Below are 26,073 nucleotides of genomic sequence, written 5' to 3'. Positions count from 1 at the left end.
ATCTTTATCAAGCGGCTCCGGGCACGTCTTGAACCTGCGCGCGCGGCTCCGGTCCGAGGCACGCGCGCGGGCTCACGGCTTGTCGTTGTCCAGCAGGATCGATTCGGCAGGCCGGTCCAGGTCGTCGTACTGCCCGGCATGAAGCGCCCACCACAGCGCGCCCGCGATGACCACCACGAGCACCAGGCTCATCGGCACCAGCAGGTAAAGCGTTTCCATCGTCAGGCTCCGTTATGCCGCCACGTGCGCCGCGACGTGCGCGGCGGTTTGCCGGCGCGCAGCAGGCGCCAGGCATTGGCGACCACCAGCAGCGACGACAGCGACATGCCGATGCCGGCCATCCAGGCCGTCACCAGCCCGGTCGCCGCCAGCGGAATGGCAACCACGTTGTAGAAGAAGGCCCAGCCCAGGTTCTGGCGCACTACCCGGCGCGTCTGGCGCGACACGGCCAGCGCCGTCGCGATCTCGGCCACGCCGCCGTGCGTCAGCACCGCGTCCGCGCCGGCCTGGGCCAGCGGCGCGCCGCTGCCGATGGCAATAGATACCTGCGCCTGCGCCAGCACCGGCGCGTCGTTGATGCCGTCGCCGACCGCCAGCACCACGGCCCCGCCCTGCTGCAGCCGCGCCACGTAGTCGCGCTTGCCTTCGGGCGTGACCTCGCCGGCCATGCGCTCGATGCCGAAATGCGCGGCCCACCATTGCACCGCGGCCTGGTTGTCGCCGGAGACCAGGTGGCAGCGCACGCCCAGTTCGCGCAGGCGCGCCAGCAGCATCGGGGTTTCGTGGCGTTCGACGTCGGCCAGGACGAAGCGCGCCAGCGGGCCGGTCTCGGCGCCCAACCAGACCACCGTGGCGCCGGGATGCATGAGGTTGTCGGCAGCGGCCGGCGCAGACTGGCCAGCACCGCCCAGCGCCAAGACAAAGTCGGCGCGGCCCAGGCGCAGCCGGCGACCGGCGACTACCGCCTCGAGGCCGTGGCCGGGCACGTTGCGCATGTCGCTGACCTGCAGCGGCAGGCCGGTAAGATCGGGTGCCGCCGCCACCAGCGCGCGCGCGATCGGGTGCTCGCCGCCGCGCTCCATCGCCGCGGCCAGCGCCAGGCATCGGGCGGAATCGGCTTCACCCAGCGGCTCGACCGCCGCCACGGCAAAGCGGCCCTCGGTCAGCGTGCCGGTCTTGTCGAGCACCACGTCGGTGACGCGGGCAAGTGTTTCCAGCGCGTGACCCCGGGTCAGCAGCACGCCACGCCGCGACAGCGCCGCGCCGGCCGCAGCCAGTGCCGCGGGCGTGGCCAGCGACAACGCGCACGGGCAGCTGACCACCAGCACCGCGATGGTCACCAGCAAGGCCCGCGACGGATCGATCCAGAGGCCCCAGACCAAGCCGGTCAGTGCCGCCAGCACCAGCAGCGTCGCCACGAACCAGCCCGCCACGCGGTCGGCCAGTGTCGCCAGGCGCGGCTTCTCGGCCAGCGCGCGGTCCAGCACCGCGACGATCTCGGCCAGGCGGGTGCCGGCGCCGACGCTGGACACGCGCAGTTCCAGCGGGCTGGCGGTATTGAAGCTGCCGGCCAGCACGGTGTCGCCGGCGCAGCGGCGCACCGGGCGGCTTTCGCCGGTCAGCATGGATTCATCGAGTTCGCTGGTGCCGGAGGTCACTGCGCCGTCCGCCGGGACGATCTCGCCCGCCTTGACGCGGATCAGGTCACCAGCGCGCAGGCGCGCGACCGGGATACGCTCGCCCGCCGCGCCGGCCGTGGCCAGCCGCTCGCACGTGGCAGGCAACTGGCGCGCCAGCATTTCGGCACCGCTGCGCGAGGCCTGGCGCACGCGCAGTTCCAGGTAGCGCGCCAGCAGCAGGAAGGCGACGAACATCGTCACGGAATCGAAATACACCTCGCCCACGCCGCGCACCGTGGCCAGCGCACTGGCGGCAAAGCCCGCGGCGACGCCGATCGCCACCGGCACGTCCATGCCCATATGGCGCTGGCGCAGGCTGCGCCAGGCGCCGGCGAAGATCGGCGAGGCGGCGTAGCACACCACCGGCAAGGTCAGCGCGAAGCTGGCCCAGCGCATCAGCTGCAGCTGGCCGGGATCGATGGTGGCTTCGTGGGTATAGATCGGCCACGCGTACATCATCACCTGCATCATGCCGAGCATGGCCACCGCCATGCGCATCAGCAGGCCGCGGCGCGCGCGGCGGTCCTGCTGGTCGGTACGCGAGACTTCGAAGGGCCAGGCCATGTAGCCGATGCCGGCCAGCGCGGCCAGCAGCCCCGACACCGTCTGGGCGCCGTCGCGCCAGCGCACCACCACGCGCCGCGTGGCGACGTTGGCGACCGCCGATTCCACGCCCGGCTGGCGGGACAGGTGCTGTTCGATCAGCCAGGCGCAGGCGGCACAGCGGATGTTTTCGGGAGCCAGCGTAATCTCGGCGCGGCCGCCGTCGAGCGGGCGGACAAATTGCGCGCGCAGTTCCGGGGCATCGTAGGCAGCCCAGATCGGCTCTGCCTGGCGCCGGGCTTCGTCGTCGATGGGCCGGGCGAAGCGGGCTTCGTCGCCGTACAGGTGGGCAAAGCCGGCTGCATGGAGGGTCTGCGCCAGGGCCTGGCAACCGCCGCAGCAGAATACGCGGCGGCTGCCGTCCAGGTCGGCGGCGAGCGGTTCGGCATCGGTGACCGGCAAGCCGCAATGGAAGCAGGCCAGTGCCGCGCCGGCGCCGCGCGCAGCGGTGTCGGCGCCATCGCGCCCGCCGGGCGGGGGCGGCAGGAGAGATTGTGGCGCCAGCAAGCTGGCGGAAGGACTGGTGGCTGGGGGGGGCGACATGGGAAGCTTTTTTTACCCAGTCGAGGATATAGGCCACCCCTCGATTCCAACTTGATATAGATCAAGGCGGCCCGGCTATGGTTGCGCCGGGCCTGAAATACCGCTCAGGTAAGCGTCGTATCCATGGTGCGGCGTTCGGATTCCAGGTACTCGCGCGACTGCATCTCGATGATGCGCGACACGGTGCGATGGAATTCGTTGGCCATCTGGCCCTCGGTATAGAGTTCGTCGGCCGGCACTTCCGCCGACATCAGCAGCTTGACCTTGTGGTCGTAGAAGACGTCGATCAGCCAGGTGAAGCGGCGCGCCTCGGACGACATCCGCGGCGTCATGCGCGGCACGTCGGACAGGATCACCGTATGGAATTGCGAGGCCAGTTCCAGGTAGTCGTTCTGGGAGCGCGGACCGCCGCAGAGCGTGGCAAAGTCGAACCAGACTACCCCGTTCGCCTTGCGCAGCGAGCGCAGCTCGCGGTGCTCGATATGCAGTAGCGGCGACTCGTCGGCGACGCCGGCAATCGAAGTAAACGCATCCCGCAGCGCCGAGTTGGCCTTGGCGTCCAGCGGGGTGTGGTAGGCCTGCACCTGTTCCAGCGCGCGCTTGCGGTAGTCGATGCCGGCATCGACATTGAGCACGTCCATCTTCTGCTGGATCAGCGCGATGGCGGGCAGCACGCGATCGCGGTGCAAGCCATCGGTGTACAGCAGGTCGGGCCGGTAGTTGGAGGTCATCACGAACTGCACGCCATTGTCGAACAGCTGCTGCAGCAGGCGATGCAGGATCATCGCGTCGGCGACGTCGCTGACATGGAATTCATCGAAGCAGATCAGCCGGAACCGGCGCGCGATGCGCCTGGCCAGTTCGTCGAGCGGGTCGGGACGGCCGCGCAGCTCTTCCAGCTGGCGGTGCACCTCGCGCATGAATTCATGGAAATGCAGCCGCGTCTTGCGCACCACCGGCACGCAGGTATAGAAGCTGTCCATCAGGAACGACTTGCCGCGCCCCACCCCGCCCCACATATAGACGCCCTGCGGCACATCGGGGCGCACCAGCAGCTTCTTCAGCGCGTTGTTGCGGCGCCCCTTGTAGGCGACCCATTCGTCGTAGCACTGCTGCAGCCGGGCCACGGCGCGCAGCTGGGCCTCGTCGGACTGGTAGCCGCGCTCCTTCAGTTCCTTCTCGTAGTACTCGGTGACGTTCATGCTAGGGGCTCACGCGGCATGGGCCGCAAGTGAAAACGGCGCGCCGCAGGACGGCGCGCCGGTACTCAGGCAACGGCGGACACGCGCCTTACATATTGAGTTGGCGCTTGTCGACGGCCAGCGCGGCTTCGCGCATGACTTCCGACATCGACGGGTGCGGATGGCAGACACGGCCGATATCTTCGCTGGCGGCCTTGAACTCCATCGCCACCACGGCTTCGGCAATCAGGTCCGAGGCGTTGGCGGCCACGATATGCACGCCCAGGATCTCGTCGGTCTTGGCATCCGCCAGCATCTTGACGAAGCCGTCGGCGTGGCCCATGCCCAGCGCACGGCCGTTGGCCATGAACGGGAACTGGCCGGCCTTGTACTCGCGGCCTTCGGCCTTGAGCTGGGCTTCGGTCTTGCCGACCCATGCGATTTCCGGGAAGGTGTAGATCACCCACGGAATGCAGTTGTAGTCGATATGCGGCTTCTGGCCGGCGATGCGCTCGGCCACGGCCACGCCCTCGTCCTCGGCCTTGTGCGCCAGCATCGGGCCGCGCACCACGTCGCCGATGGCCCACAGGCCCGGCACCTTGGTGGCGCAGTGGTCGTCCACCTCGATAAAGCCGCGCTGGTCCACCGCCAGGCCGACTGCGTCGAGGCCCAGGTTGTCGGTATTCGGCACGCGCCCGACCGACACGATCAGGCGATCGACTTCCAGGGTCTGCGCCGCGCCGTCCTTGTCGGTGTACTTGACGGTCACACCCTTCTTGCCGGTGGTGACTTCGTCCACCTTCACGCCCAGGCTGAACTTCAGGCCCTGCTTGGTCAGCTGCTTCTGCGCTTCCTTGGCCACGCCCTCGTCGGCGGCACCCAGGAAGGCGGGCAGCGCTTCCAGCACGGTCACGTCGGCGCCCAGGCGGCGCCACACCGAGCCCAGCTCGAGGCCAATCACGCCGGCGCCGATCACGCCCAGCTTCTTCGGCACCGACGGGAACTTGAGCGCGCCTTCGTTATCGCTGACCAGGTCGTTGTCGACGGTGATGCCGGGCAGGTGGCGGGCCTTCGAGCCGGTGGCGATGATGACCTGCTTGGCGGTCACGACTTCGCCGGCGATCTCGACCTGGAAGCCTTCGGCGCTCTTGCCGACGAACTTGCCGTAGCCCTTGAGCAGCGTCACCTTGTTCTTGCGGAACAGGAACTCGATGCCCTTGGTCATCTTGCCGACGATATCGTCCTTGCGCTTGAGCATCTTGGCCACGTCGACCTTGACGTCGCCGACGGTGATGCCGTGGTCGCCCAGGTGGTGCTGGACGTTCTCGAATTCTTCCGAGGAAGCCAGCAGCGCCTTGGAGGGGATGCAGCCAACGTTCAGGCAGGTGCCGCCCAGGCGGGCTTCGCCCTTGGGATCGTCATACGCATTGCCTTCGCAGCAGGCCACGTTCAGGCCCAGCTGGCCGGCACGGATCGCGGCGATATAGCCGCCGGGGCCGGCGCCGATCACCAGCACGTCGAATTGTTTGCTCATGGAAATTCCTTGTTGGGCGCCGGCGGCAACTTGTGCCGGCGCGCCGTGATCACGGGAGCGCGCTCCCCGCGCACGCCAGCGCGTGCGCGGAGGGACCGGCTGTTACAGGTCCAGCAGCAGGCGCGCCGGATCTTCCAGTGCGTCCTTCATGGCGACCAGGCCCAGCACGGCTTCGCGGCCGTCGATGATGCGGTGGTCGTAGGACATCGCCAGGTAGTTCATCGGGCGGATCACGATCTGGCCGTCTTCCACCACCGGACGGTCCTTGGTGGCGTGCACGCCCAGGATGGCCGATTGCGGCGGGTTGATGATCGGGGTCGACAGCATCGAGCCGAACACGCCGCCGTTGGAGATCGAGAAGGTGCCCCCGCTCAGCTCTTCCAGCGACAGCTTGCCGTCACGGGCCTTGACGCCGAACTCGGCGATCTTCTTCTCGATGTCGGCCAGGCTCATCTGATCGGCGTTGCGCAGGATCGGCACAACCAGGCCACGCGGCGAGCCGACCGCGATACCGATGTCGAAGTAGCCGTGGTAGACGATGTCGTTGCCGTCGATCGAGGCGTTGATCAGCGGGAACTTCTTCAGCGCGTGCACCGCGGCCTTGACGAAGAACGACATGAAGCCCAGCTTCACGCCGTGTTCCTTCTCGAAGCGGTCCTTGTACTTGTTGCGCAGGTCCATCACCGGCTTCATGTTCACTTCATTGAAGGTGGTGAGGATGGCGTTGGTGGCCTGCGACTGCAGCAGGCGCTCGGCGATACGGGCGCGCAGGCGGCTCATCGGCACGCGCTCTTCCGGGCGGTCGCCCAGGGCGGCGAAGTCGACCGGGGCCGAAACTTGCTGCAGGGCCGGCTTGGCCGCGGCCGGAGCGGGCGCTGCCTTGGCGGCCGGAGCGGCGGCGGCGGCGATCGCGTCGCCCTTGGTGATGCGGCCGTCCTTGCCGGTGCCGGCAACCTGGCCGGCCGACAGGCCGGCTTCGGCCATCAGCTTGGCAGCCGACGGCATCGCCACGGCGCCGGCGGCGGCCGGCGCGGCCGGCGCGGCAGCAGCGGCCGGGGCCGGAGCCGGGGCAGCGGCAGCCGGAGCAGCGGCGGCCGGGGCGGCGGCGCCGGCGGTGGCTTCGGTGTCGATCTTGGCGATGATTTCATCGGCCACGACGGTGTCGCCGTCGTTCTTGACGATCTGCGACAGAACACCAGCCGATGGGGCCGGCACTTCGAGCACAACCTTGTCGGTTTCGATTTCGATCAGGATCTCGTCCTGGGCAACGGCTTCGCCTGGCTTCTTCTTCCAGTTGAGCATGGTCGCTTCGGCGACCGATTCGGAGAGTTGCGGAACCTTGACGTCAACGATAGCCATGGTGGTGAATTCCTCGTGTTATGCGTGTTGTCGTGATGCTGGCGAGGCCACGGGGCGCCTGCGCGCGCCGCCGTGGCTGCCGACTGATTACTTGGTCAGAACAAAGCCCTTGAGCTTGCCGAAGGCCGCGTCCAGCAGCGCCTTCTGTTGCTCGTTGTGCTTTGCGTAGTAGCCCACCGCCGGCGAAGCCGAAGCGGGGCGACCGGCATAACCGAGCTTCTGGCCGTCCGTCATGTTTTCCATGATGTAGTGCTGCACGAAGAACCAGGCGCCCTGGTTCTGCGGCTCGTCCTGGCACCACAGGATCTCGTTGGCGTTCGGGTACTTCTTCAGTTCCGCGGCCAGCGCCTTGTGCGGGAACGGGTACAGCTGTTCCAGGCGGATGATCGCGGTGTCGTTGGCCTCGCGTTCCTTGCGCGTGTTGACCAGGTCGTAGTAGACCTTGCCCGAGCACATGATGACGCGCTTGACCTTGCCGGCGTTCAGTTCTTCGTGGTCACCGATGACGGTCTCGAAGTGGCCCTTGGCCAGATCGGACAGCGGCGACACCGCATCCTTGTTACGCAGCAGCGACTTCGGCGTCATGATCACCAGCGGCTTGCGGAACAGGCGGATCATCTGGCGGCGCAGCAGGTGGAAGATCTGCGCCGGCGTGGTCGGCTGGCAGACCTGCATGTTGTGGTCCGCGCACAGCTGCAGGAAGCGCTCGATGCGCGCCGAGCTGTGTTCCGGACCCTGGCCTTCGTAGCCGTGCGGCAGCATCAGCGTCAGGCCCGAGGCACGGCCCCACTTCACTTCACCCGACGAGATGAACTGGTCGATCACCACCTGGGCGCCGTTGACGAAGTCGCCGAACTGGGCTTCCCAGATCACCAGCGCGTTCGGTTCGGCGGTCGAGTAGCCGTATTCGAAGCCGAGCACGGCCTCTTCCGACAGCACCGAGTCGATCACCGTGAACGGTGCCTGGTTTTCCGACACGTTCTGCAGCGGCACGTAGCTGCCGGCATCCCAGCGCTCGCGGTTCTGGTCGTGCAGCACGGCGTGGCGGTGGGTGAAGGTGCCGCGGCCGGCGTCCTGGCCGGTAATGCGCACCGGGTAGCCCGAGGCCACCAGCGAGGCGAAGGCCAGGTGCTCGCCCATGCCCCAGTCCAGCGGCTGGTCGCCGCGGCCCATGTTGGCGCGGTCCTTGACCACCTTCTCGACCAGCGGGTGCAGCTTCAGGTGTTCGGGGATGGCGGTGATGCGTTCGGCCAGCCGCTTGAGCTCGGTCACCGGCACGGCGGTGTCGGCGGCGTCGGTCCACTTGCGGTTCAGGAACGGCATCCAGTCGACCGCGAACTTGTTCTTGAAGTTCGACAGCACCGGATCGGCGGTGTGCTTGCCGGCGTCCATCGCGGCGCGGTATTCCTTGACCTTCTCGTCGCCGAAGTCTGCCGGGACCAGGTTCTGCGCGGCCAGCTTGTCGGCGTACAGCTTGCGCGTGCCGGGATGCTGGGCGATCTTCTTGTACATCAGCGGCTGCGTGACCGCGGGCGTGTCCTGCTCGTTATGGCCCAGCTTGCGGAAGCAGATGATGTCGACCACGACATCCTTCTTGAACTCCATGCGGAAGTCCACCGCCAGCTGCATGGCGTACACCACGGCTTCGGGATCGTCGCCGTTCACGTGCAGCACCGGCGCCTCGATCATCTTGACCACGTCCGTGCAGTACAGCGTCGAGCGGGCGTCGCGCGGGTCGGAGGTGGTGAAGCCGATCTGGTTGTTGATGACGATGTGCATGGTGCCGCCCGTGCCGTAGCCGCGGGTCTGCGCCAGGTTCAGCGTCTCCATCACCACGCCCTGGCCGGCAAAGGCGGCATCGCCGTGCACTTGCACCGGCAGCACTTCCATGTTGCCGACGGCGCCGCGGCGTTCCTGGCGGGCCTTGGCCGAGCCTTCGACCACCGGGTTGACGATTTCCAGGTGCGACGGGTTGAATGCCAGCGACAGGTGGATCGGGCCGCCCTCGGTCGAGACGTCGCTCGAGAAGCCCTTGTGGTACTTGACGTCACCGGCCGGCAGGTCGTCGACGTGCTTGCCTTCGAACTCGGCGAACAGGTCGGCGGGCATCTTGCCCAGGGTGTTGACCAGCACGTTCAGGCGGCCGCGGTGGGCCATGCCGATCACGATTTCCTGCACGCCCTTGCTGCCGGCGTGCTGGATCAGTTCGTCCATGGCGGCGATGAAGCTCTCGCCGCCTTCCAGCGAGAAGCGCTTCTGGCCGACATACTTGGTGTGCAGGAAACGCTCGAGGCCTTCGGCCGCGGTCAGGCGGTCAAGGATGTGCTTCTTCTTTTCCAGCGTGAACACCGGCTTGGAACGCGTGGTTTCCAGGCGCTCCTGCCACCAGCGCTTCTGCGCCTGGTCGCTCACGTACATGAATTCGAAGCCGATGGTGCCGCAATACGTTTCGCGCAGGTTGTTGAGCAGCTCGCGCAGGCTCATCGACTCCTTGCCGAAGTAGGTATTGCTGGCGTTGAAGACGATATCGAGATCGGCTTCGGAAAAACCGTAGAAGGCGGGGTCCAGATCCGGCAGGGGCGGACGCTCCTGGCGCTTGAGCGGGTCCAGGTCGGCCCAGTGCGAACCGATGTTGCGATAGGCGGCGATCAGCTGCGTGGCAGCGACGCGCTTGCGGCCCATGTCGGAATCGGCCGATGCAACGATGGTGCGGATGGGACCTTGCTTGGCGCGCTCGGCGAACGAGGCAACGATGGGAGCGTGGGCGATATCCCGGCCGTTCGAGCCGTCGACGGCGGGAACGTTCTGCATGGCGTCGAAGTACGCGCGCCAATTGTCGGGAACCGAGGCGGGGTTCTGGAGGTAGGCTTCGTACAGTTCTTCGACATAGGGGGCGTTACCGCCGAAGAGGTACGAATTGCTCTGATACTGCTGCATCATGGGACGCTCACTTTTCTCCGGGTCTGCCGGAGTTCAGCGGGTTATTCAACCTTCCGCGACACGGCTTGACCGGTTAGCGGATCGCAAACAACTCTTGGGAGCCATTGGAGGCACGTACGCAAACGGCACCACCAGGGTGCCGCATGTGATGGCCGCCTCACAAGGCGCGAAAGGGCAAGTTGTGCGGGGAAGGACCTTAAGTCTTCACGGCGGTAAGGATAGCACGGATTGCGTTTGATCAATGTGGACTTTTCGCGATACGAAACACAGTCGCGTGACAATTCCAACCGCGTTCAGCGAATTCGCAACAGCCGCACAACAATTTGAATCAGGGGGCGATCTGGTCGACGGCGTCGGTAATCACCCCATCGAGTCCCCATTCCAGCAACTGCGCGGCCCGGGCCGGATCGTTGACAGTGTAGGCCAGCACGCGCAGGCCGGCCGCATGCGCATCGGCAATCACGCCGGCATCCAGCTCGCGATGGTTGGCATCGAGCGCAACGCAGCCGAGCCGGCGCACCCGCTCCAGCCAGTCTGCGGGCAGCTGGTCCAGCAGCAGTGCGCGCGGCAGCCCGGGCGCGACACGCGCCGCGGCGGCAAGCGCCTCTTCCGAAAACGACGACAGCAGCGGCGGCACCTCGGCGCCGGCCCACAGCGCCTGGGCATCGAGCGCCACGGCTGCGCCGGTGCGCGCCTCGGTGCCGGGCATCGGCTTGATCTCGATATTGACCAGGAAGCCGTTGGCGCGGGTGTAGCGCGCAATCGCCGCCAGCGTCGGCACCGGCTCGCCGGCAAAGGCCGGGCCGTGCCAGCTGCCGGCGTCGAGCAGCGCCAGTTCGCCCAGCGTCAGCGCATCCACCCTGCCCCGGCCGCTGGTGGTGCGCTCCAGGGTGGCGTCATGCATCAGCACCGGCTTGCCGTCGGCCGACAGCTTCACGTCGAACTCGAACATGCGATAGCCAAAGCCCGCGCCGTGTCGGAACGCCGCCAGCGTGTTCTCGGGCGCCAGCTTGCCGGCGCCGCGGTGCGCGATATGGCTGGGATAGCGCCAGGCGTTGTCGGTGGCGGTGGTCATGTCAGGCCTCGATGCGCTTGCCGGTGTCTGGCGCAAAGAAATGCAGGTGCTCGGCCGACGAGGTCACCGGCAGGCGATCGCCGGCACGCACGCGCGCATGGCTGTCCAGCCGCACCACCACGGCCTGCCCGCCGAGCGAGCCATAGGCGAAGGAGTCCGCGCCCAGCGCCTCGACCACGCGCACATCGACCTCGGCGATCGCCTCATGCGCGGCGCACGGCTCGATATGCTCGGGGCGCAGTCCCAGCAGCGCCTGCTCCGGCAGGTGCAGCCCCATCGGCAGGTGACCGAGCGTGGCATTGGCGGCTTCGCCCTCCTTGGCCACCACGCGCATCTGCGCGTTGGTGTCGCCGCCGGCATTGCGCGCCACCGGGATCAGGTTCATCGGCGGCGAGCCGATAAAGCCGGCCACGAAGGTGCTGGCCGGCCGCGCGTAGACCTCCAGCGGCGTACCGATCTGCTCGACCCGTCCGGCGTTGAGCACCATCATGCGGTCAGCCAGCGTCATGGCCTCGACCTGGTCGTGGGTCACATAGAGGCTGGTGGTGCCCAGGCGCCGGTGCAGTTCCTTCAGTTCCAGCCGCATCTGCACGCGCAGCTTGGCGTCGAGGTTGGACAGCGGCTCGTCGAACAGGAATACCGCCGGCTCGCGCACGATGGCGCGACCCATGGCAACGCGCTGGCGCTGCCCGCCGGAAAGCTGGCGCGGCTTGCGCTCGAGCAGCGGCGCGAGCTCGAGAATGCCGGCGGCGTGGTTGACGCGCTGCGCGATCTCGGCCTTGGCCATGCCGCGGATTTTCAGCCCGTAGGCCATGTTGTCGTACACGCTCATATGCGGATAGAGCGCGTAGTTCTGGAACACCATGGCGATGTCGCGCTCGGCCGGCTCCAGCTGGTTGACGACCTTGTCGCCGATATGGATCTCGCCGCCGGTGATGGTTTCCAGCCCGGCCACCATGCGCAGCAGCGTGGACTTGCCGCAGCCCGAGGGCCCGACGATGACGATGAACTCGCCGTCGGCGATCTCCATGTCGATGCCGTGCACGACCTGGGCGCCGCCGGCGTAAGTTTTCTGAACGTTGCGTAGTGACAGTTTTGCCATTGTGTTCCGCTTATTTCTCGGTTTCGACCAGGCCCTTGACGAACCACTTCTGCATCAGCACCACCACCACCGCGGGCGGGATCATGGCCAGCATCACCGTGGCCATCACCAGGTTCCAGTCGGTGGCGGCATCGCCCGAGCGCGAGATCATCTGCGTCACCCCCACCACCACCGGCGTCATCGACTTCTGCGTGGTGATCAGCAGCGGCCACAGGTACTGGTTCCAGCCGTAGATGAACTGGATCACGAACAGCGCGGCGATGCTGGTGCGCGACAGCGGCAGCACCACGTCCCAGAAAAAGCGCAGCGGCCCGGCACCGTCGATGCGCGCCGCTTCCGCGAGTTCATCGGGAATGGTCAGGAAGAACTGGCGGAACAGGAAGGTCGCGGTCGCCGACGCGATGATCGGAATCGTCAACCCGAAGTAGCTGTCGAGCAGCCCCAGGTCCGACACCACCTTGTAGGTCGGCAGGATGCGCACCTCCACCGGCAGCATCAGCGTGATGAAGATCAGCCAGAAGAAGGTCTTGCGCAGCGGGAACTTGAAATAGACGATGGCAAAGGCCGAGATGATCGAGATCGCGATCTTGCCCAGCGCAATGCCGAGCGCCATGATCAGGCTGTTCTTCATCATGGTCGAGACCGGCGACGCGGCCTCGCCCACGCCCTGGAACAGCACGGTGCGATAGTTGTCGATCAGGTGGCTGCCGGGGATCAGCGTCATCGGCGCGTCCAGCACTTCTTCGGCGGTCAGCGTCGACGCGACGAAGGTCAGGTACACCGGGAACACCACGATGACGATGCCGAGGATCAGCACCGCGTGGGTCAGGAAATCAAGGAAAGGACGTCGTTCTACCATGGCCGCCTCCGTCAGTACTGGACCTTGCGTTCCACGTAGCGGAACTGCACCACGGTCAGCGCGATCACGATCACCATCAGCACCACCGACTGCGCGGCCGAGCCGCCGATGTCCATGCCGCGGAAGCCGTCATGGAAGACCTTGTAGACCAGCGTGTTGGTCGAATTGAACGGCCCGCCGTGCGTGACCGCATCGATGATGGCGAAGGTGTCGAAGAACGCGTAGACCACGTTGATCACCATCAGGAAGAAGGTGGTCGGCGACAGCAGCGGGAACACGATCGACCAGAAGCGGCGCCACGGGCCCGCGCCGTCGATGGCGGCGGCTTCGATCAGCGAGCGCGGGATGCTTTGCAGCCCCGCCAGGAAGAACAGGAAGTTGTAGCTGATCTGCTTCCAGGCCGCGGCCAGCACCACCAGCAGCAAAGCCTGGTTGCCATTGAGCAGGAAGTTCCATTCGACGCCGAGCTTGCGCAGCGCAAACGACACCACGCCCAGGGTCGGGTTGAACATGAACATCCACAGCACGCCCGCCACCGCCGGCGCCACCGCGTACGGCCAGATCAGCAGGGTCTTGTAGCCCACCGCGCCGCGGATCACGCGGTCGGCAAAATAGGCCAGCGCCAGCGCGGTGGTCAGCCCGACCACGGTCACGCCCACGGCAAAGATGGCGGTGACCTGGAACGATTCGACATAGAGCGGGTCGTTCCACAGCATGCGGAAGTTGTCCAGGCCGACGAACTCCAGGTTGATGCCGAAGGCATCCTGCTGCAGCATCGACTGGTACAGGGCCTGCCCGGCGGGCAGGAAAAAGAAGATCAGCGTGATCGCGATCTGCGGCAACACCAGCAGATACGGCAGCCACGGCGAACGGAACACCACGCGTTTTTCCATGAACGGATTCCGGCGGATGCCGCGGATAGCGGCATCGGACTAGTACGGATCAGGTACAAAGCAGCGGGCGGCACCCGATCGGTGCCGGCCACAAAGCAAGCGGGCGGAGGTTTCGCCGCCGCCCGCCTGTCATGTCAGCCTGCTGGCAAGACCCGGCGCCTTATTCGCGCGCGGTCTTCTGGAAGCGCTCCAGCAAGTCGTTGCCGCGTGCCACGGCCGAGTCCAGCGCTGCCTTGGGCTCTTTCTTGCCGGCCCAGACGGCTTCGAGCTCCTCGTCGACCACGGTGCGGATCTGCACCATGTTGCCCAGGCGCACGCCGCGCGACTTGTCGGTGGTCTTGACGACCATCTGCTGCACCGAGACGTCGGCACCGGGGTTCTTGTCGTAGTAGCCCGATTTCTTGGTGGCCTCGTAGGCGGCCATGGTCACCGGCAGGTAGCCGGTGGCCTGGTGCCAGTCGGACTGGATCTCGGGGCGCGACAGGTAATTGAAGAACTTGGCGACGCCCTTGTACTCTTCAGGCTTCTTGCCGCCCATCACCCACAGCGAGGCGCCGCCGATGATGGTGTTCTGCGGGGCGCCCTGCACATCCGGGTAGTACGGCAGCTGCGCCACCGCGAACGCGAACTTGGCGTTCTTGCGGATATTGGCCAGCGACGCCGACGAGCCGGTGAACATCGCGCATTCGCCGTTGTAGAACTTGGCCTGCGATTCGGCCTTGCGCCCGCCATAGCTGAAGTAGCCCTTCTTCACCATGTCCTGCAGGTTGCTGATGTGCTTGACGTGAAGCGGGCTGTTGAAGATCAGGCGCGTATCGGTGCCGCCGAAACCGTTGTTCTTGGTCGCGTACAGCGTGTTGTGCCAGGCCGAGAAGCTCTCCAGGTGGACCCAGCCCTGCCAGTCGGTGGTGTAGGCGCAGTTGGTGCCCGAGGCCTTGAGCTTGGCCGAGTACTGCATCACCTCAGGCCAGGTCTTGGGCGGCTTTTCCGGATCCAGGCCGGCCTTCTTGAAGGCGTCCTTGTTGTAGTAGAACACCGTGGTCGAGCTGTTGAACGGGAACGATAGCATCTCGCCCTTGGACGAGGTGTAGTAGCCCGCCACGGCCGGGATATAGGCCTTCTGGTCGAACTTCTCGCCGGCGTCCTTCATCACCGTCGACACCGGCTTGATCGCGCCCTTGGCGCTCATCATGGTGGCGGTGCCGACCTCGAACACCTGCAGGATTGCCGGCGCGCCGCCGGCGCGGAAGGCGGCGATGCCCGCCGCCATGGTTTCGTCGTAATTGCCCTTGTTGACCGGCACCACCTTGTATTCGGACTGGCTGGCGTTGAACTTGTTGGCGATCTCGTTCACCTTGTCGTTCAGCGCGCCCTGCATGGCGTGCCACCACTGGATTTCAACGGCGGCGTGCGCGCTGCCGGCCCCGGTCAGGGCGGCCAGCGCGGCGAGTTTGAGCACGGTACGGGATACGGACATCGAAGGCCCTCCTTGGTCTGTCTGTTGCAGTCAGTCGAAATCCGACAGCTTGTGATTTTTTTGTGACAGCGGCATGTTACGCCGGTCGCACCTGCGCAAGCAAATCAGCAGATTCACCAGTATGGCCGCGCCGCGCCGTTTTGCAGTGCAATAAAGGAACTTGACCGCAGATCCGGGAGATCCACGGTTACAATGGCCCGCCATGCAATCCCTGAACAAACTCTCTAATGCCGCGCTGCGCAACGTGCGCGGCGTGCTGACCGACATCGACGGCACCCTGACCACCGACGGAAGGCTGCCGGCCTCGACTTACCTGGCCCTCGACGGGCTGCGCCGCTCCGGCCTGCACGTGATCCCGGTGACCGGGCGCTGCATCGCGTGGGCCGAGATCCTGACGCGGCTGTGGCCGGTCGATGCCATCATCGGCGAGAACGGCGCGTTCTATTCGCACCTGCGCAACGGCCGGCTGCAGACCCGCTTCCTCGACGACGCCGCCACGCGCGCGCGCAACCTGGAGCGCATCCACGCATTGGGCCAGCGCATCGTGCGCGAGGTGCCCGGCTGCGCGCTGGCTTCCGACCAGGCCTGGCATGCCGCCGACCTCGCCATCGACCATGCCGAGGACGTGGTGCCGCTGCCGGAGGACGCCGTCGCGCGCATTGCTGCGCTGATGCGCGAGGCCGGCATGACCGCCACCGTCAGTTCCATCCATGTCAACGGCTGGTTCGGCCAGCATGACAAGCTGTCGATGAGCAAGCTGTGCGTGGCCGAGTTGCTGGGCGAGGACGTCGATGCGCGGCGCGACCAGTGGCTGTTTATCGGCGACTCGGCCAACGATGCCTCGATGTTCGCGCATTTCCCGCTGTCGGTGGGCGTGGCCAATGTGCGCGATATCCTGCCGCAGCTGCCGGTGCCGCCGGCTTACATCACCGCCGCCGCGGGCGGCGAGGGTTTTGCGGAGATGGCGCAGCGGCTGATCGAAGCGCGCGGCTGAACCCGGCCCCGCAAAAGAAAAAACGGCCGGGAATAATCCCGGCCGTTTTTTTCTTTGCCTTGTGCGCACCGTGGTGGCTCAGTCGAAGCCCAGCTCCTGCAGCTTGCGCGTGATGGTATTGCGCCCGATCCCGAGCCGGGTCGCGGCTTCGACGCGGCGGCCGCGGGTAACGCCCAGCGCGGCTTCCAGCACCGCCTTTTCGAACCGGCGCGTCAGCAGGTCCATCACTTCGGGCTGGCCCGCTTCCAGCATGGCGCGCGCCTCGGCGGCGAGCAGGCTTTCCCATCCGGCGGCCGCCTGTGCGTGCTGCGGAGCCTGGGCCACCGCCGCGGCCGGCGCGGCGCGGACCACCGTGGCCGTGTCGGCCTCGGCCACCGGCACCGCAAAGCCGCCATAGTCGGTCAGATCCTGAGCGGCACCTTCATACTCGGCCACGCGCACCTCGGGTGCGCGCTCCGGCCGCGGCGCATTGACCGGCTCGCTGGTGCCCGCTTCCAGCATCTCGCGCGGCAGGTCCTTGACCTCGATGGTCTGCGCGGGCGCCATCACGGTGAGCCAGTTGCACAGGTTTTCCAGCTGGCGCACGTTGCCCGGGAACGGCAGCGTGCTGACATAGGCCAGCGCCTCGTCCGACATGCGCTTGGGCTCGACGCCGAGCTCCTTGGCGCTCTTCTGCAGGAAATGGCGCGCCAGCAGCGTGATGTCCTCCGGCCGCTCGCGCAGCGGCGGCAGGCGCAGCCGGATTACGTTCAGGCGGTGGAACAAGTCCTCGCGGAACAGCCCTTCCTTGACGCGCAGTTCAAGGTTCTGGTGCGTGGCGGCGATCACGCGCACGTTGGCGCGCAAGGGGTTGTGGCCGCCGACGCGATAGAAGTTGCCGTCGGACAGTACGCGCAGCAGCCGCGTTTGCAAGTCGAACGGCATGTCGCCGATTTCGTCGAGAAACAGCGTGCCGCCCTCGGCCTGCTCGAAGCGCCCGCGCCGCATGGTCTGGGCACCGGTAAAGGCGCCACGCTCGTGCCCGAACAGTTCGGACTCGAGCAGATCCTTGGGTATCGCCGCGGTATTGAGCGCGATGAACGGGCCGTTGGCGCGCGGGCTGTGCTTGTGCAGAGCGCGCGCGACCAACTCCTTGCCGGTGCCGGACTCGCCGGTGATCATCACCGTGACGTTCGACTGCGACAGCCGGCCGATGGCGCGGAACACATCCTGCATCGCCGGCGCCTGGCCGAGGATCTCGGGCGCGTCGACCAGGCGGTCGTCCATTTCTTCCTCGCGCAGGCTTTCTTCCAGCGCGCGGCGGATCAGCTCGACCGCCTTGTCGACATCGAAAGGCTTGGCCAGGTATTCGAAGGCGCCGCCCTGGAACGCCGCCACCGCGCTGTCCAGGTCGGAGTACGCCGTCATCACGATGACCGGCAGGCCCGGATGCCGCGCCTTGATCGCCTGCAGCAGATCGAGGCCGGAACCGCCGGGCATGCGGATATCCGATATCAGCACCTGCGGCTGGTCTTCCTCGAGCGCGGCCAGCGCGTCCCGCACATTGGTGAAGCTGCGCGAGAGCAGGCTTTCACGGGCGAGGGCCTTTTCCAGGACCCAGCGGATTGATTGATCGTCGTCGACTATCCAGATCGGCTTCATGTGCGTCGCTTGTCTGCTCGGTGTCAGTTGGTCTTCCGCATGCCCTGGCCACGTCGGTGCACGCGCTTGCGGACGCCGGCAAAGGCTAGTGCAGCGGCAGCAGGATACGGAAGTCGGTACAGCCCGGCCTGCTCTCGCATTCGATCAAGCCCTCGTGCTGCTGCACGAAGGTTTGAGCGAGTGTGAGACCCAGTCCGCTGCCGCCATCCCTGCCCGATACCAGCGGATAGAAGATGCGTTCGCGGATGTCTTCGGGGATTCCCGGGCCGTTGTCGATCACATGCAAGTCCAATGCCAGCTTGAACAGGCGCTTGGCAATGGTGACCTGGCGCGCGATGCGCGTGCGCAGCACGATCTGCGCGTCGCCGCGCGCGATGCGCTCGGCCAGCGCCTGCGCGGCGTTGTGGACGATGTTGAGCACGGCCTGGATCAGCTGCTCCATGTCGCCCCGCAATTCGGGCAGGCTGGCATCGTAGTCGCGCACGATCTCGAGCCCGTTGGGAAACTCCGCCAGCACCACCGAGCGCACGCGCTCGAGCACCTCGTGGATATTCAGGCTCGATACGATATGCGGATGCCGGTGCGGCTCCAGCAGCCGGTCGACCAGCGTCTGCAGCCGGTCCGACTCCTTGATGATGACCTGCGTGTATTCGCGCAGCGAGCGCTCGGGCAGTTCGAACTCCAGCAGCTGCGCCGCGCCGCGGATGCCGCCGAGCGGGTTCTTGATCTCGTGGGCGAGGTTGCGGATCAGCTCCTTGTTGGCCGAGGTCAGGTCCAGGATGCGCTCTTCGCGGTCGCTGCGCACCTTCTGCTCGTTGGGCAGGATCTCGACCACCACGGTGTCGCCGACCGCCTCGAGCGCGGCGATCACCACGTGCACATGGATCGGTTCCTGCAGCGGCGGATGCAGGATCAGGTCCTGGCGGCGCACGTCGAACTGCCGCGTCACCACGGTGTCGAGCATGTTGTGCAGCTCGTCCGATTTGCCGAACAGGTCGGGCAGCGTCAGCTCGACCATGCCCTTGCGCGACACGCCGAAGGTGGCCTCGGCGGCCGGATTCGCGTACACCACGCGCAGCCCCGGCTGGCGCACCAGCAGCACCGGGTTGGCGACCACGTCGAGGCCGGCATGGAATGCCGCCGCGCCGATGCTGAGCACGCGCGCGCCGGTTTCGGGCGATGCCGGCTCCGCCGCGGGCGGCTCGGCCCGCGCGCCATCGGCACTGCCGGCCTTGCGTGACACTCCGCGAATCAGGCGACGCATAAGACTAGTCCTTCAGGTTGCCGAGCTCGCGCCGCAGCGACGCCGCGTTGGCCTCGCTGCGGGCAATGTCGTCGCGCAGCGCCGCGGTGCGGTCGAGGTATTTCTGGTAGTTGCGCTCATTGCCCTGGCGCTCAGGCTGGCCGTTGTTGTATTCGGCGCGCAGGCCCTGCAGCTTGGCCTCCTCGGCCTGCAGCTCCTGCGTCAGCACGGTGCGGCGCTCGCTGTCGCGGCTGCGCTGGGTGGCGCTGTCCACGCGCGGGAAACCGGTGCTGGCGGCGGTCGTGGCGCTGCTGCCCGCACTCTTGGCCGGCGCGGCAATGCGTCCGCCCGGCACGGTCACGACCTCGGGCAGGTTCAGCTTCTTGCAGCCCTTGCCGGCATTGCCGTTGCGGTACTCCGGCACGCCGTTGGGCCCGGTGCAGACATAGACATCCGAGGACTGCGCCAGCGACGGCCCGGCCCACGCACCAAACAACAGCACCGGCGCCAGCGCCGCGGCGCTCACCAGAACGGGGAATCGGCGTCGGCTTTGGTGCACGGAACGGGGCATGGCATGAGTCCGGCGGGCCGTGCGGGAAAAGGCATCCATGGGCATGGCGTCAGTTAGAACGGGGGTGGATCGGGACAGAATCGGATTCCCCATTCTAGCGAGCAAAGCAAAAAGGGACAGCCGAAGCCGCCCCCTTGTGGTGCAACTGTTGCCCGGTCACAACCTGCGTCATGGCCGGGCACGGGCTGCTTACAGCGAGTAGTACATCTCGAACTCGACCGGGTGCGTGGTCATGCGGAAACGCGTGACTTCTTCCATCTTCAGTTCGATGTAGGCATCGATCATCGAATTCGAGAACACGCCGCCACGGGTCAGGAACTCGCGGTCGTTGTCCAGGTACTCGAGTGCCTGGTCCAGGCTCGAGCAGACGGTCGGGATCTTTGCATCCTCTTCCGGCGGCAGGTCGTACAGGTTCTTGTCGGCGGCTTCGCCCGGGTGGATCTTGTTCATCACGCCATCCAGGCCGGCCATCAGCAGCGCCGAGAAGCCCAGGTACGGGTTCATCAGCGGATCCGGGAAACGGGTCTCGATGCGGCGGCCCTTCGGGTTGGCCACGTACGGGATACGGATCGAAGCCGAACGGTTGCGGGCCGAGTAGGCCAGCTTGACCGGAGCCTCGAAGCCCGGCACCAGGCGCTTGTACGAGTTCGTGCCCGGGTTGGTGATGGCGTTCAGGGCGCGGGCGTGCTTGATGATGCCGCCGATGTAGTACAGCGCGAATTCCGACAGGCCGGCGTAGCCGTTGCCCGCGAACAGGTTCTGGCCGTCCTTCCACACCGACTGGTGCACGTGCATGCCCGAGCCGTTGTCGCCGACGATGGGCTTCGGCATGAAGGTGGCGGTCTTGCCGTAGGTGTGCGCCACGTTCTGGATCACGTACTTCTGCAGCTGGGTCCAGTCGGCGCGCTGCACCAGCGTGCTGAACTTGGTGCCGATTTCGTTCTGGCCCTGGCCCGCCACTTCGTGGTGGTGGACTTCAACCGGGATGCCCAGCGATTCCAGGATCAGGCACATTTCCGAACGCATGTCCTGGAAGGTGTCGATCGGGGCGACCGGGAAGTAGCCGCCCTTCTTGCCGGGACGGTGGCCGCTGTTGCCGTGCTCGAATTCCTTCGACGACGACCACGGGGCTTCTTCGGAATGGACCTTGACGAAGCAGCCCTGCATGTCGACGTTCCAGGTCACGCCGTCGAAGATGAAGAACTCGGGTTCCGGACCGAAGAAGGCGGTGTCGCCCAGGCCGGTGCTCTTCAGGTACGCTTCGGCGCGCTTGGCGATCGAACGCGGGTCGCGGTCATAGCCCTTGCCGTCCGACGGCTCGATCACGTCGCACGACAGCACCAGCGTCGGCTCTTCGTAGAACGGGTCGATGTGGGCCGTGTTCGAATCCGGCATCAGCAGCATGTCCGAAGCTTCGATACCCTTCCAGCCGGCGATCGACGAGCCGTCGAAAGCGTGGCCGCTCTCGAACTTGTCTTCATCGAAGTGCGACACGGGCACGGACACGTGTTGCTCCTTGCCTTTGGTATCGGTGAAGCGGAAATCGACGAATTTGACGTCGTTTTCCTTCACCAGCTTCATCACGTCTGCAACGCTGTGGGCCATGCCAATCTCCTGGGTATTCGGCAAATGTCTGTGAAAGCCAATTCTTGGGACTGTCGCCAGCGGCGCCGCTGCATCGTTGCCGCGCCTGACTGGCCTCGCCGCGAAAGGACGACGGATGTTAGCAGAAAGCGTGCCAACCAAACGTCCCACGCGGCGCAGGGCCCGAAAATTGTGCAACTCCGGCGAATCGCGCACCATGCTGGCCGGCAACGAAAACGCCTCCCGGCCGGCCGGGGGCCCATGTGGCGCTCCCGCGACACGCGCAAGCAAGGTTGCCAGCGTCATGGAACACCATCATGGTGCAAACAGCAAGCCAAAGCACCGTCTTAGTGCATCCGCACCAAAATCGATCCGTGTTGCCCTGTGCCTGCCCAGCGACGGCGCTTTCCGGGCCCTCCCGGCCAGCGCAGCCACCGCCCCGCAAGCGCGGCGCTATAGAATAACGGGTTGCGGCCCTTGCGCCACGATTCCACCCATTCAATTTGTCACGCCGATGACCACCCGAGACGATCTCCTCCAGGCCGCCCGCCAGCGCCAGGAACAAAACCAGTTGCCGTACTTCGGCGCGCTGTCGCCGCAGGAAGCCTATGCCCTGCTGCAGAACGACCCTTCCGCCGTGCTGGTGGACGTGCGCACGCAGGCCGAGCTGGACTGGGTCGGCGGCGTAGACGTGCCGGATGCCCAGTTCGCCCATGTCGAATGGATGTCCTACCCGGGCGGCGCGCAGAACGCGCGCTTTATCGAGGAACTGCGTGCACGCGTGCCGTCGGACGTGCCGGTGCTGTTCCTGTGCCGCAGCGCGGCGCGCTCCAAGCATGCGGCGCGGGTGGCCACCGAGGCCGGCTACCACTTCGCCATGGACGTGCTCGAAGGTTTCGAGGGCAACCGCGACGATCACCACCACCGCAAGACCGTCGAAGGCTGGTGCGTGCGCGGCCTGCCCTGGCATGGCGCCTGATTCCGCCCGGACCTGAATGCAAAGGGGCAGCCAACGCTGCCCCTTTTCTTTGGCCGGCTGGAACGTCTAGGCCGGTGCCGCCTGCCGCGGCGGCTGCTCCACGGTCTCGTACCCCATCGCCTGCACGCCTTCGAGCAGCATCGCATAGGCCGGGGCCACCAGCTCGGCCGGGCCCTTGACGCCCAGGTCGATATGGCGGCGCGCGAAGCGGTCGCCGCGCTGCACGTCGCCGACCGACGGCAGGCTGAACACGCGGATGCCCGGATGAGCGGCCTCGACCTTTTCCATCAGCGGGGTCAGCGTCGACTCCGGCGCCTCGAACACATAGAAGGCCCGCTCCTGCTGCGACACCTGGTGGAACAGGTGCGCATAGTCATGGTCCAGCACCCACTCCATCATCGGCCACGCCATCACCGGAAAGCCGGGCATGAAGTGATGGTGGCCGACCGAGAAGCCGGGGATGCGGTTGTAGCTGTTGGGGATGATGCGCGCGCCCTCGGGGAACTCGCCCATCTTGAAGCGGTGCTGGTTCTCCGGCAGGGTCAGGTCGCCCTTGGCCGGGTCGCCGCCGGCGGTCTCGGCGATGCGCAGCGCGATCAGTTCGCGCGCTTCGGGATGCAGCACCAGCGGCACGCCCAGCGCCGCGGCCGCGCACTGGCGCGTGTGGTCGTCCGGCGTGGCGCCGATGCCGCCGGTGCAGAACACCACGTCGGGGCCGGCCAGCGTGCGCCGCAGCGTGGCGGTGATGCGGGCGCGGTCGTCGCCGACGTACTCGGCCCAGTCCAGCGCCAGGCCGCGCGCGACCAGCAGTTCGATGGTGCGGCGCAGGTGCTTGTCTTCGCGCCGCCCGGACAGAATCTCGTCGCCAATGACGATCAGGCCGAAACCCATATTGCCCTCGCTTCAGGAGTTTTCGATGCGGCGCACGTCGTGCGGCGCCAGCTCGATGACGTCGCCGCCGGACGACGGCGCGGTTGGCGGCTGGGCCGGCACGGCGGCGCGTTCGGCCCGCAGCTGCGCCAGCGCGCGCAGGCAGAAATGGCCGAACCACAGCGCCGAGAAGATAAAGATCAACACATAGAGCCACAGCGTGCCGGCCAGCACGAACGGGAACAGGAAGATCACCGCCGCCGACGACACCCACAGTATCGTCGGCGCCGAGCCCAGCAGCCCCACCGCCACGCCGATCACCAGCAGCGGCGTGCGGTGGCGCCGCACCAGGGTCTTGCGTTCCTCGGCGCTGGCGTGGTCGGCGAGCGCGTCGTACGTCATCACGCGATAGGTCAGCCAGCCCCACAGCACCGGCGGAATCAGCGCGAAGAACGGCGGGATCAGCCATAGCGGCAGCGTCACCAGCACCAGCGACAGGAACACCACGGTGCTGCCGAGCGAATGGAACACGCTGCCCAGCACGCTGCCGCCGTGGGCCTTGGCCAGGTCCGGGTAGCTGCGCTCCAGGTGCCGCACCACCGCCGGCACCGAGAACACGCCGATAAACATCAGCATCGACGCGATCACCAGCGGGATCGCCAGCGCCGCCACGAACAGCGGCGCCACCACCGAGCGCAGCGATTGCAGCCCGAACCAGTCGAGCGCGCTGTAGATCCAGCTGGTCAGCACCGAGCTTTCCAGGAAGCTGCGCGTGGCGCCCATGATGGGGTCCCAGCCCCACCAGAGCAGCCCGCCCCACAGCAGCGTGGCCAGGACGAAAGGCAGCACCGTCAGCATCAGCATGCGCGGATGCAGCTGGCTGACCAGCGCGCGGCCAAACGAGCGGAAGATATCGTTCATGCAGTCGAAGGCAAAACAGGAAAGTCGCGGGGAGCCGGCCAGGTCAGCGGGGTGACGTGCCGGCGGCAACCCGGAACACTAGCATACGCCGCTGGCCGCCGCGGCTTGAGGATGGCCTCGAATGCGCCGCCGGCGCCGCTGTGCGCAGCGCTAATGCCGGGCTAATGCAGCGCTAATGCCCCCTTTAACGCAGCCGCAGCAGCCGCTTGACGCCGTACCACTGGTGGGCCAGGAAGCCCGCGCCGTAGTCGTGGCCCTTGCCCACCGGCGGCGGCAGCTGGTCGCGGATGCCGGTGGGATGGTAGGTCTCGGTGAAGACCGCGGTGCCGAACAGCATGTCCCACCAGGGAAAGATCACGCCATAGTTGCAGCCGCCCAGCTTTGCCGGCGCACCGTCGGCTTCGTGGCCGATGCCGACCGCGTGGTGGGTGCGGTGGAAGCGCGGCGAAATCAGCAGCCGCTCACCGACAGTGCCGAAATGCAGCCGCAGGTTGGCATGCTGCAGGCTCTGCAGCAGCTGCGACAGCGCCACCAGCAGCACATACTGCGACGGCTCCACGCCCACGCCCAGCGCCACCAGCGCAAACACCAGGTCGCGCAGCATGTCGTCGAGCAGATGGTTGCGGTTGTCGCTCCACAGCGTCATCTGGCGCTGGCTGTGGTGCACCGCATGCAGGTGCCACCACCAGCGGAACGAGTGCGACAGCCGGTGGTACCAGTAATCGAGCAGGTCGAACAGCAGCAGGTAGACAAAGAAGCTGACCAGCGGCACCGAGGTCACGCCCGGCCACCAGTCTTCCACATTGATGCGGTGCCACCCCATCAGCCGCAGATGGCCTTCGAGCGCATCGGTCAGCGGCGCCAGCAGGAAGAACATCGCCAGCCGGAACAGGCCCAGGCGATGGATCACGGTGTAGAGGATGTCGGTGCGGATCGCGGCCCGGTCGGCCACGGCCTCGACCGGGCGCCATTTCTCCAGCGGTCCGAGGATCAGCGCCATCACCGCGATCTGCACCAGCCCCACCAGCAGCCATTCGGTGCCGGTGAACGCTTCCTCGGCGTAGCGGCCGAAGCCCAGGTCATAGACCACGGGCAGCACCACGTCCTGGAACAGCGTGCCTTCGATCTGGCCGATCCAGCCGTTCAGTGTCTCCCACATCAGCGTGCGCCCTCCTGTGTTCCGATGGGCCGCGCGATCCAGTCGCGATAGGCCGGGTGTTCGCGCAGCGTGGCGAAGCAGAAGCCCTTGCGTTCGAGGCCGGTGAGCAGCGGCTCGAGCACCGCCGGCGCCCACGGATCCTGGCGCGACCAGATGCCCAGGTGCGCCATGGCGATATCGCCGTCGCGCAGGCCGGCCAGCGCGCGCTGCAGCAGCACGGCATTGGGATAGCGCTGCGACGACAGCTCATCGCCGAGGAAGCCCGCCGGGGCCCAGCCGACATGCCGGTAGCCGCATTGCTCGGCCCACTGCAGCGTCTGCGGCGCGGTGCGGCCGCCCGGGGCGCGCCACAGCGGCACCATCTCGGCACCGGTCATGGCGCGCAGCGCCTCGGCGCTGCGCCGCAATTCCTTGCAGAAGCCGGCCTGGTCCATGGCCACGTCCTGGCCCGCCCGTGCGCCGAACTGCGGCCGCATGGTGACCTGGCCGGCGCGCACGCTGCGCAGGTAGACATGGTCGAAGGTATGCGTGCCGAAGGCGTGGCCGTCGGCCACCAGCGACTTCCAGTAAGGGGCCCACGACGCGTCGAGCGAACCGTCCTTGCGCACCGTCGGCTCGTTGGCCAGGAAGAAGGTGGCGCGGATCTGGTGGCGCCGCAGGGTGTCGGCGATCAGCTGCGCCTGGCTCATGCTGCCGGTGTCGAAGGTCAGGTAGAGCGTACCGGCCGGGCAGCTCCTGGCTGCCGGCGCGGCAGCGGCCTGCTGCGCCAGCGGCAGGCCGCACGCCAGTACCAGCGCGGCCAGCCACTTGTTGATCGTCGCGGAGCGCAATCCCCTGATCCTTGCCATGGTCCCAGCCCTGCCCGC

20 protein-coding genes and 2 pseudogenes are annotated in these 26,073 nt (G+C 66.8%); 2 read left to right on the top strand and 20 right to left on the bottom strand.

Annotated elements, in window-relative coordinates; genetic code table 11:
* Positions 1 to 72: 72 nt before the first annotated feature.
* From ccoS to ugpB, 11 genes are all read right to left on the bottom strand, one after another.
* Entirely contained in the window at positions 73 to 219 is a 147-nt protein-coding gene (gene ccoS, locus C7416_RS06990; protein WP_010809469.1) for a cbb3-type cytochrome oxidase assembly protein CcoS, read from the bottom strand.
* 2 nt (positions 220 to 221) lie between these two features.
* Positions 222 to 2,825, bottom strand: coding sequence for a heavy metal translocating P-type ATPase (locus C7416_RS06985; RefSeq protein ID WP_111517743.1), 2,604 nt, complete (start codon positions 2,823 to 2,825; stop codon positions 222 to 224).
* A gap of 104 nt (positions 2,826 to 2,929) precedes the next feature.
* A complete protein-coding gene (zapE, locus tag C7416_RS06980) occupies positions 2,930 to 4,027 on the bottom strand; it encodes a cell division protein ZapE (RefSeq protein WP_111517742.1) in 1,098 nt (365 codons plus the stop codon).
* 88 nt (positions 4,028 to 4,115) lie between these two features.
* Complete coding sequence (lpdA, locus tag C7416_RS06975; RefSeq protein WP_111517741.1) at positions 4,116 to 5,540, bottom strand: dihydrolipoyl dehydrogenase; 1,425 nt, start codon at positions 5,538 to 5,540, stop codon at positions 4,116 to 4,118.
* A 102-nt stretch (positions 5,541 to 5,642) separates the two neighbouring features.
* On the bottom strand, positions 5,643 to 6,899 hold the full coding sequence (gene odhB / locus C7416_RS06970; RefSeq protein ID WP_111517740.1) for a 2-oxoglutarate dehydrogenase complex dihydrolipoyllysine-residue succinyltransferase: 1,257 nt from the start codon (positions 6,897 to 6,899) through the stop codon (positions 5,643 to 5,645).
* An 87-nt stretch (positions 6,900 to 6,986) separates the two neighbouring features.
* On the bottom strand, positions 6,987 to 9,839 hold the full coding sequence (locus tag C7416_RS06965) for a 2-oxoglutarate dehydrogenase E1 component (RefSeq protein ID WP_111517739.1): 2,853 nt from the start codon (positions 9,837 to 9,839) through the stop codon (positions 6,987 to 6,989).
* Between the two features lie 328 nt (positions 9,840 to 10,167).
* Complete coding sequence (gene ugpQ / locus C7416_RS06960) at positions 10,168 to 10,914, bottom strand: glycerophosphodiester phosphodiesterase (RefSeq protein ID WP_111517738.1); 747 nt, start codon at positions 10,912 to 10,914, stop codon at positions 10,168 to 10,170.
* 1 nt (position 10,915) lies between these two features.
* Entirely contained in the window at positions 10,916 to 12,016 is a 1,101-nt protein-coding gene (locus C7416_RS06955; RefSeq protein ID WP_111517737.1) for a sn-glycerol-3-phosphate import ATP-binding protein UgpC, read from the bottom strand.
* A gap of 10 nt (positions 12,017 to 12,026) precedes the next feature.
* Positions 12,027 to 12,875: a sn-glycerol-3-phosphate ABC transporter permease UgpE gene (gene ugpE / locus C7416_RS06950; protein ID WP_092309164.1), complete on the bottom strand. Its 849-nt coding sequence runs from the start codon at positions 12,873 to 12,875 to the stop codon at positions 12,027 to 12,029.
* An 11-nt stretch (positions 12,876 to 12,886) separates the two neighbouring features.
* On the bottom strand, positions 12,887 to 13,768 hold the full coding sequence (ugpA, locus tag C7416_RS06945) for a sn-glycerol-3-phosphate ABC transporter permease UgpA (RefSeq protein ID WP_062800547.1): 882 nt from the start codon (positions 13,766 to 13,768) through the stop codon (positions 12,887 to 12,889).
* Positions 13,769 to 13,928: 160 nt separating this feature from the next.
* The gene (ugpB, locus tag C7416_RS06940; protein ID WP_111517736.1) at positions 13,929 to 15,245 is read right to left on the bottom strand and encodes a sn-glycerol-3-phosphate ABC transporter substrate-binding protein UgpB; all 1,317 of its coding nucleotides are present in this window, start codon (positions 15,243 to 15,245) and stop codon (positions 13,929 to 13,931) included.
* A gap of 202 nt (positions 15,246 to 15,447) precedes the next feature.
* On the opposite strand from ugpB, the gene C7416_RS06935 reads away from it, so the two are divergent.
* A complete protein-coding gene (locus C7416_RS06935) occupies positions 15,448 to 16,239 on the top strand; it encodes an HAD-IIB family hydrolase (RefSeq protein WP_111517735.1) in 792 nt (263 codons plus the stop codon).
* A gap of 78 nt (positions 16,240 to 16,317) precedes the next feature.
* On the opposite strand, the pseudogene C7416_RS29430 reads toward C7416_RS06935, so the two are convergent.
* The 5 genes and pseudogenes from C7416_RS29430 to C7416_RS06915 all read right to left on the bottom strand — a co-directional run.
* Positions 16,318 to 16,578: pseudogene (locus C7416_RS29430) on the bottom strand (helix-turn-helix domain-containing protein); the annotation flags it as partial.
* A 164-nt stretch (positions 16,579 to 16,742) separates the two neighbouring features.
* Positions 16,743 to 17,880, bottom strand: a pseudogene (gene ntrC, locus C7416_RS06930) (nitrogen regulation protein NR(I)); the annotation flags it as partial.
* Positions 17,881 to 17,965: 85 nt separating this feature from the next.
* Complete coding sequence (gene glnL / locus C7416_RS06925; RefSeq protein ID WP_111517733.1) at positions 17,966 to 19,144, bottom strand: nitrogen regulation protein NR(II); 1,179 nt, start codon at positions 19,142 to 19,144, stop codon at positions 17,966 to 17,968.
* 4 nt (positions 19,145 to 19,148) lie between these two features.
* On the bottom strand, positions 19,149 to 19,733 hold the full coding sequence (locus C7416_RS06920; RefSeq protein WP_111517732.1) for a DUF4124 domain-containing protein: 585 nt from the start codon (positions 19,731 to 19,733) through the stop codon (positions 19,149 to 19,151).
* 150 nt (positions 19,734 to 19,883) lie between these two features.
* Positions 19,884 to 21,299, bottom strand: coding sequence for a 3-hydroxylaminophenol mutase (locus tag C7416_RS06915; protein ID WP_062800560.1), 1,416 nt, complete (start codon positions 21,297 to 21,299; stop codon positions 19,884 to 19,886).
* A gap of 493 nt (positions 21,300 to 21,792) precedes the next feature.
* On the opposite strand from C7416_RS06915, the gene C7416_RS06910 reads away from it, so the two are divergent.
* Positions 21,793 to 22,257, top strand: a complete 465-nt coding sequence (locus tag C7416_RS06910; RefSeq protein ID WP_092309185.1) for a rhodanese-like domain-containing protein — start codon at positions 21,793 to 21,795, stop codon at positions 22,255 to 22,257.
* A 66-nt stretch (positions 22,258 to 22,323) separates the two neighbouring features.
* Here the strand turns inward: C7416_RS06910 and C7416_RS06905 are convergent, their stop codons facing one another.
* The 4 genes from C7416_RS06905 to C7416_RS06890 form a co-directional block, all read right to left on the bottom strand.
* Positions 22,324 to 23,148, bottom strand: a complete 825-nt coding sequence (locus C7416_RS06905; protein ID WP_111517731.1) for a competence/damage-inducible protein A — start codon at positions 23,146 to 23,148, stop codon at positions 22,324 to 22,326.
* Positions 23,149 to 23,160: 12 nt separating this feature from the next.
* Positions 23,161 to 24,048: an EI24 domain-containing protein gene (locus tag C7416_RS06900; protein WP_111517730.1), complete on the bottom strand. Its 888-nt coding sequence runs from the start codon at positions 24,046 to 24,048 to the stop codon at positions 23,161 to 23,163.
* A 184-nt stretch (positions 24,049 to 24,232) separates the two neighbouring features.
* On the bottom strand, positions 24,233 to 25,207 hold the full coding sequence (locus C7416_RS06895; RefSeq protein WP_111517729.1) for a sterol desaturase family protein: 975 nt from the start codon (positions 25,205 to 25,207) through the stop codon (positions 24,233 to 24,235).
* Positions 25,207 to 26,055, bottom strand: a complete 849-nt coding sequence (locus tag C7416_RS06890; RefSeq protein ID WP_181461162.1) for a polysaccharide deacetylase family protein — start codon at positions 26,053 to 26,055, stop codon at positions 25,207 to 25,209. The genes C7416_RS06895 and C7416_RS06890 overlap by 1 nt, the downstream gene beginning before the upstream one ends.
* Between the last annotated feature and the right edge of the window lie 18 nt (positions 26,056 to 26,073).

The sequence above is a fragment of the Cupriavidus phytorum genome (assembly GCF_003254285.1).
Taxonomy (GTDB): Bacteria; Pseudomonadota; Gammaproteobacteria; order Burkholderiales; family Burkholderiaceae; genus Cupriavidus; species Cupriavidus phytorum.
This window is presented reverse-complemented; position numbering and strand designations above follow the sequence as displayed.

Bases quoted from the DNA above. Each gene is read 5' to 3' on its own strand.
- ccoS (WP_010809469.1), bottom strand. From the start codon at position 219: ATGGAAACGCTTTACCTGCTGGTGCCGATGAGCCTGGTGCTCGTGGTG.
- C7416_RS06985 (WP_111517743.1), bottom strand. From the start codon at position 2,825: ATGTCGCCCCCCCCAGCCACCAGTCCTTCCGCCAGCTTGCTGGCGCCA.
- zapE (WP_111517742.1), bottom strand. From the start codon at position 4,027: ATGAACGTCACCGAGTACTACGAGAAGGAACTGAAGGAGCGCGGCTAC.
- lpdA (WP_111517741.1), bottom strand. From the start codon at position 5,540: ATGAGCAAACAATTCGACGTGCTGGTGATCGGCGCCGGCCCCGGCGGC.
- odhB (WP_111517740.1), bottom strand. From the start codon at position 6,899: ATGGCTATCGTTGACGTCAAGGTTCCGCAACTCTCCGAATCGGTCGCC.
- C7416_RS06965 (WP_111517739.1), bottom strand. From the start codon at position 9,839: ATGATGCAGCAGTATCAGAGCAATTCGTACCTCTTCGGCGGTAACGCC.
- ugpQ (WP_111517738.1), bottom strand. From the start codon at position 10,914: ATGACCACCGCCACCGACAACGCCTGGCGCTATCCCAGCCATATCGCG.
- C7416_RS06955 (WP_111517737.1), bottom strand. From the start codon at position 12,016: ATGGCAAAACTGTCACTACGCAACGTTCAGAAAACTTACGCCGGCGGC.
- ugpE (WP_092309164.1), bottom strand. From the start codon at position 12,875: ATGGTAGAACGACGTCCTTTCCTTGATTTCCTGACCCACGCGGTGCTG.
- ugpA (WP_062800547.1), bottom strand. From the start codon at position 13,768: ATGGAAAAACGCGTGGTGTTCCGTTCGCCGTGGCTGCCGTATCTGCTG.
- ugpB (WP_111517736.1), bottom strand. From the start codon at position 15,245: ATGTCCGTATCCCGTACCGTGCTCAAACTCGCCGCGCTGGCCGCCCTG.
- C7416_RS06935 (WP_111517735.1), top strand. From the start codon at position 15,448: ATGCAATCCCTGAACAAACTCTCTAATGCCGCGCTGCGCAACGTGCGC.
- glnL (WP_111517733.1), bottom strand. From the start codon at position 19,144: ATGCGTCGCCTGATTCGCGGAGTGTCACGCAAGGCCGGCAGTGCCGAT.
- C7416_RS06920 (WP_111517732.1), bottom strand. From the start codon at position 19,733: ATGGATGCCTTTTCCCGCACGGCCCGCCGGACTCATGCCATGCCCCGT.
- C7416_RS06915 (WP_062800560.1), bottom strand. From the start codon at position 21,299: ATGGCCCACAGCGTTGCAGACGTGATGAAGCTGGTGAAGGAAAACGAC.
- C7416_RS06910 (WP_092309185.1), top strand. From the start codon at position 21,793: ATGACCACCCGAGACGATCTCCTCCAGGCCGCCCGCCAGCGCCAGGAA.
- C7416_RS06905 (WP_111517731.1), bottom strand. From the start codon at position 23,148: ATGGGTTTCGGCCTGATCGTCATTGGCGACGAGATTCTGTCCGGGCGG.
- C7416_RS06900 (WP_111517730.1), bottom strand. From the start codon at position 24,048: ATGAACGATATCTTCCGCTCGTTTGGCCGCGCGCTGGTCAGCCAGCTG.
- C7416_RS06895 (WP_111517729.1), bottom strand. From the start codon at position 25,207: ATGTGGGAGACACTGAACGGCTGGATCGGCCAGATCGAAGGCACGCTG.
- C7416_RS06890 (WP_181461162.1), bottom strand. From the start codon at position 26,055: ATGGCAAGGATCAGGGGATTGCGCTCCGCGACGATCAACAAGTGGCTG.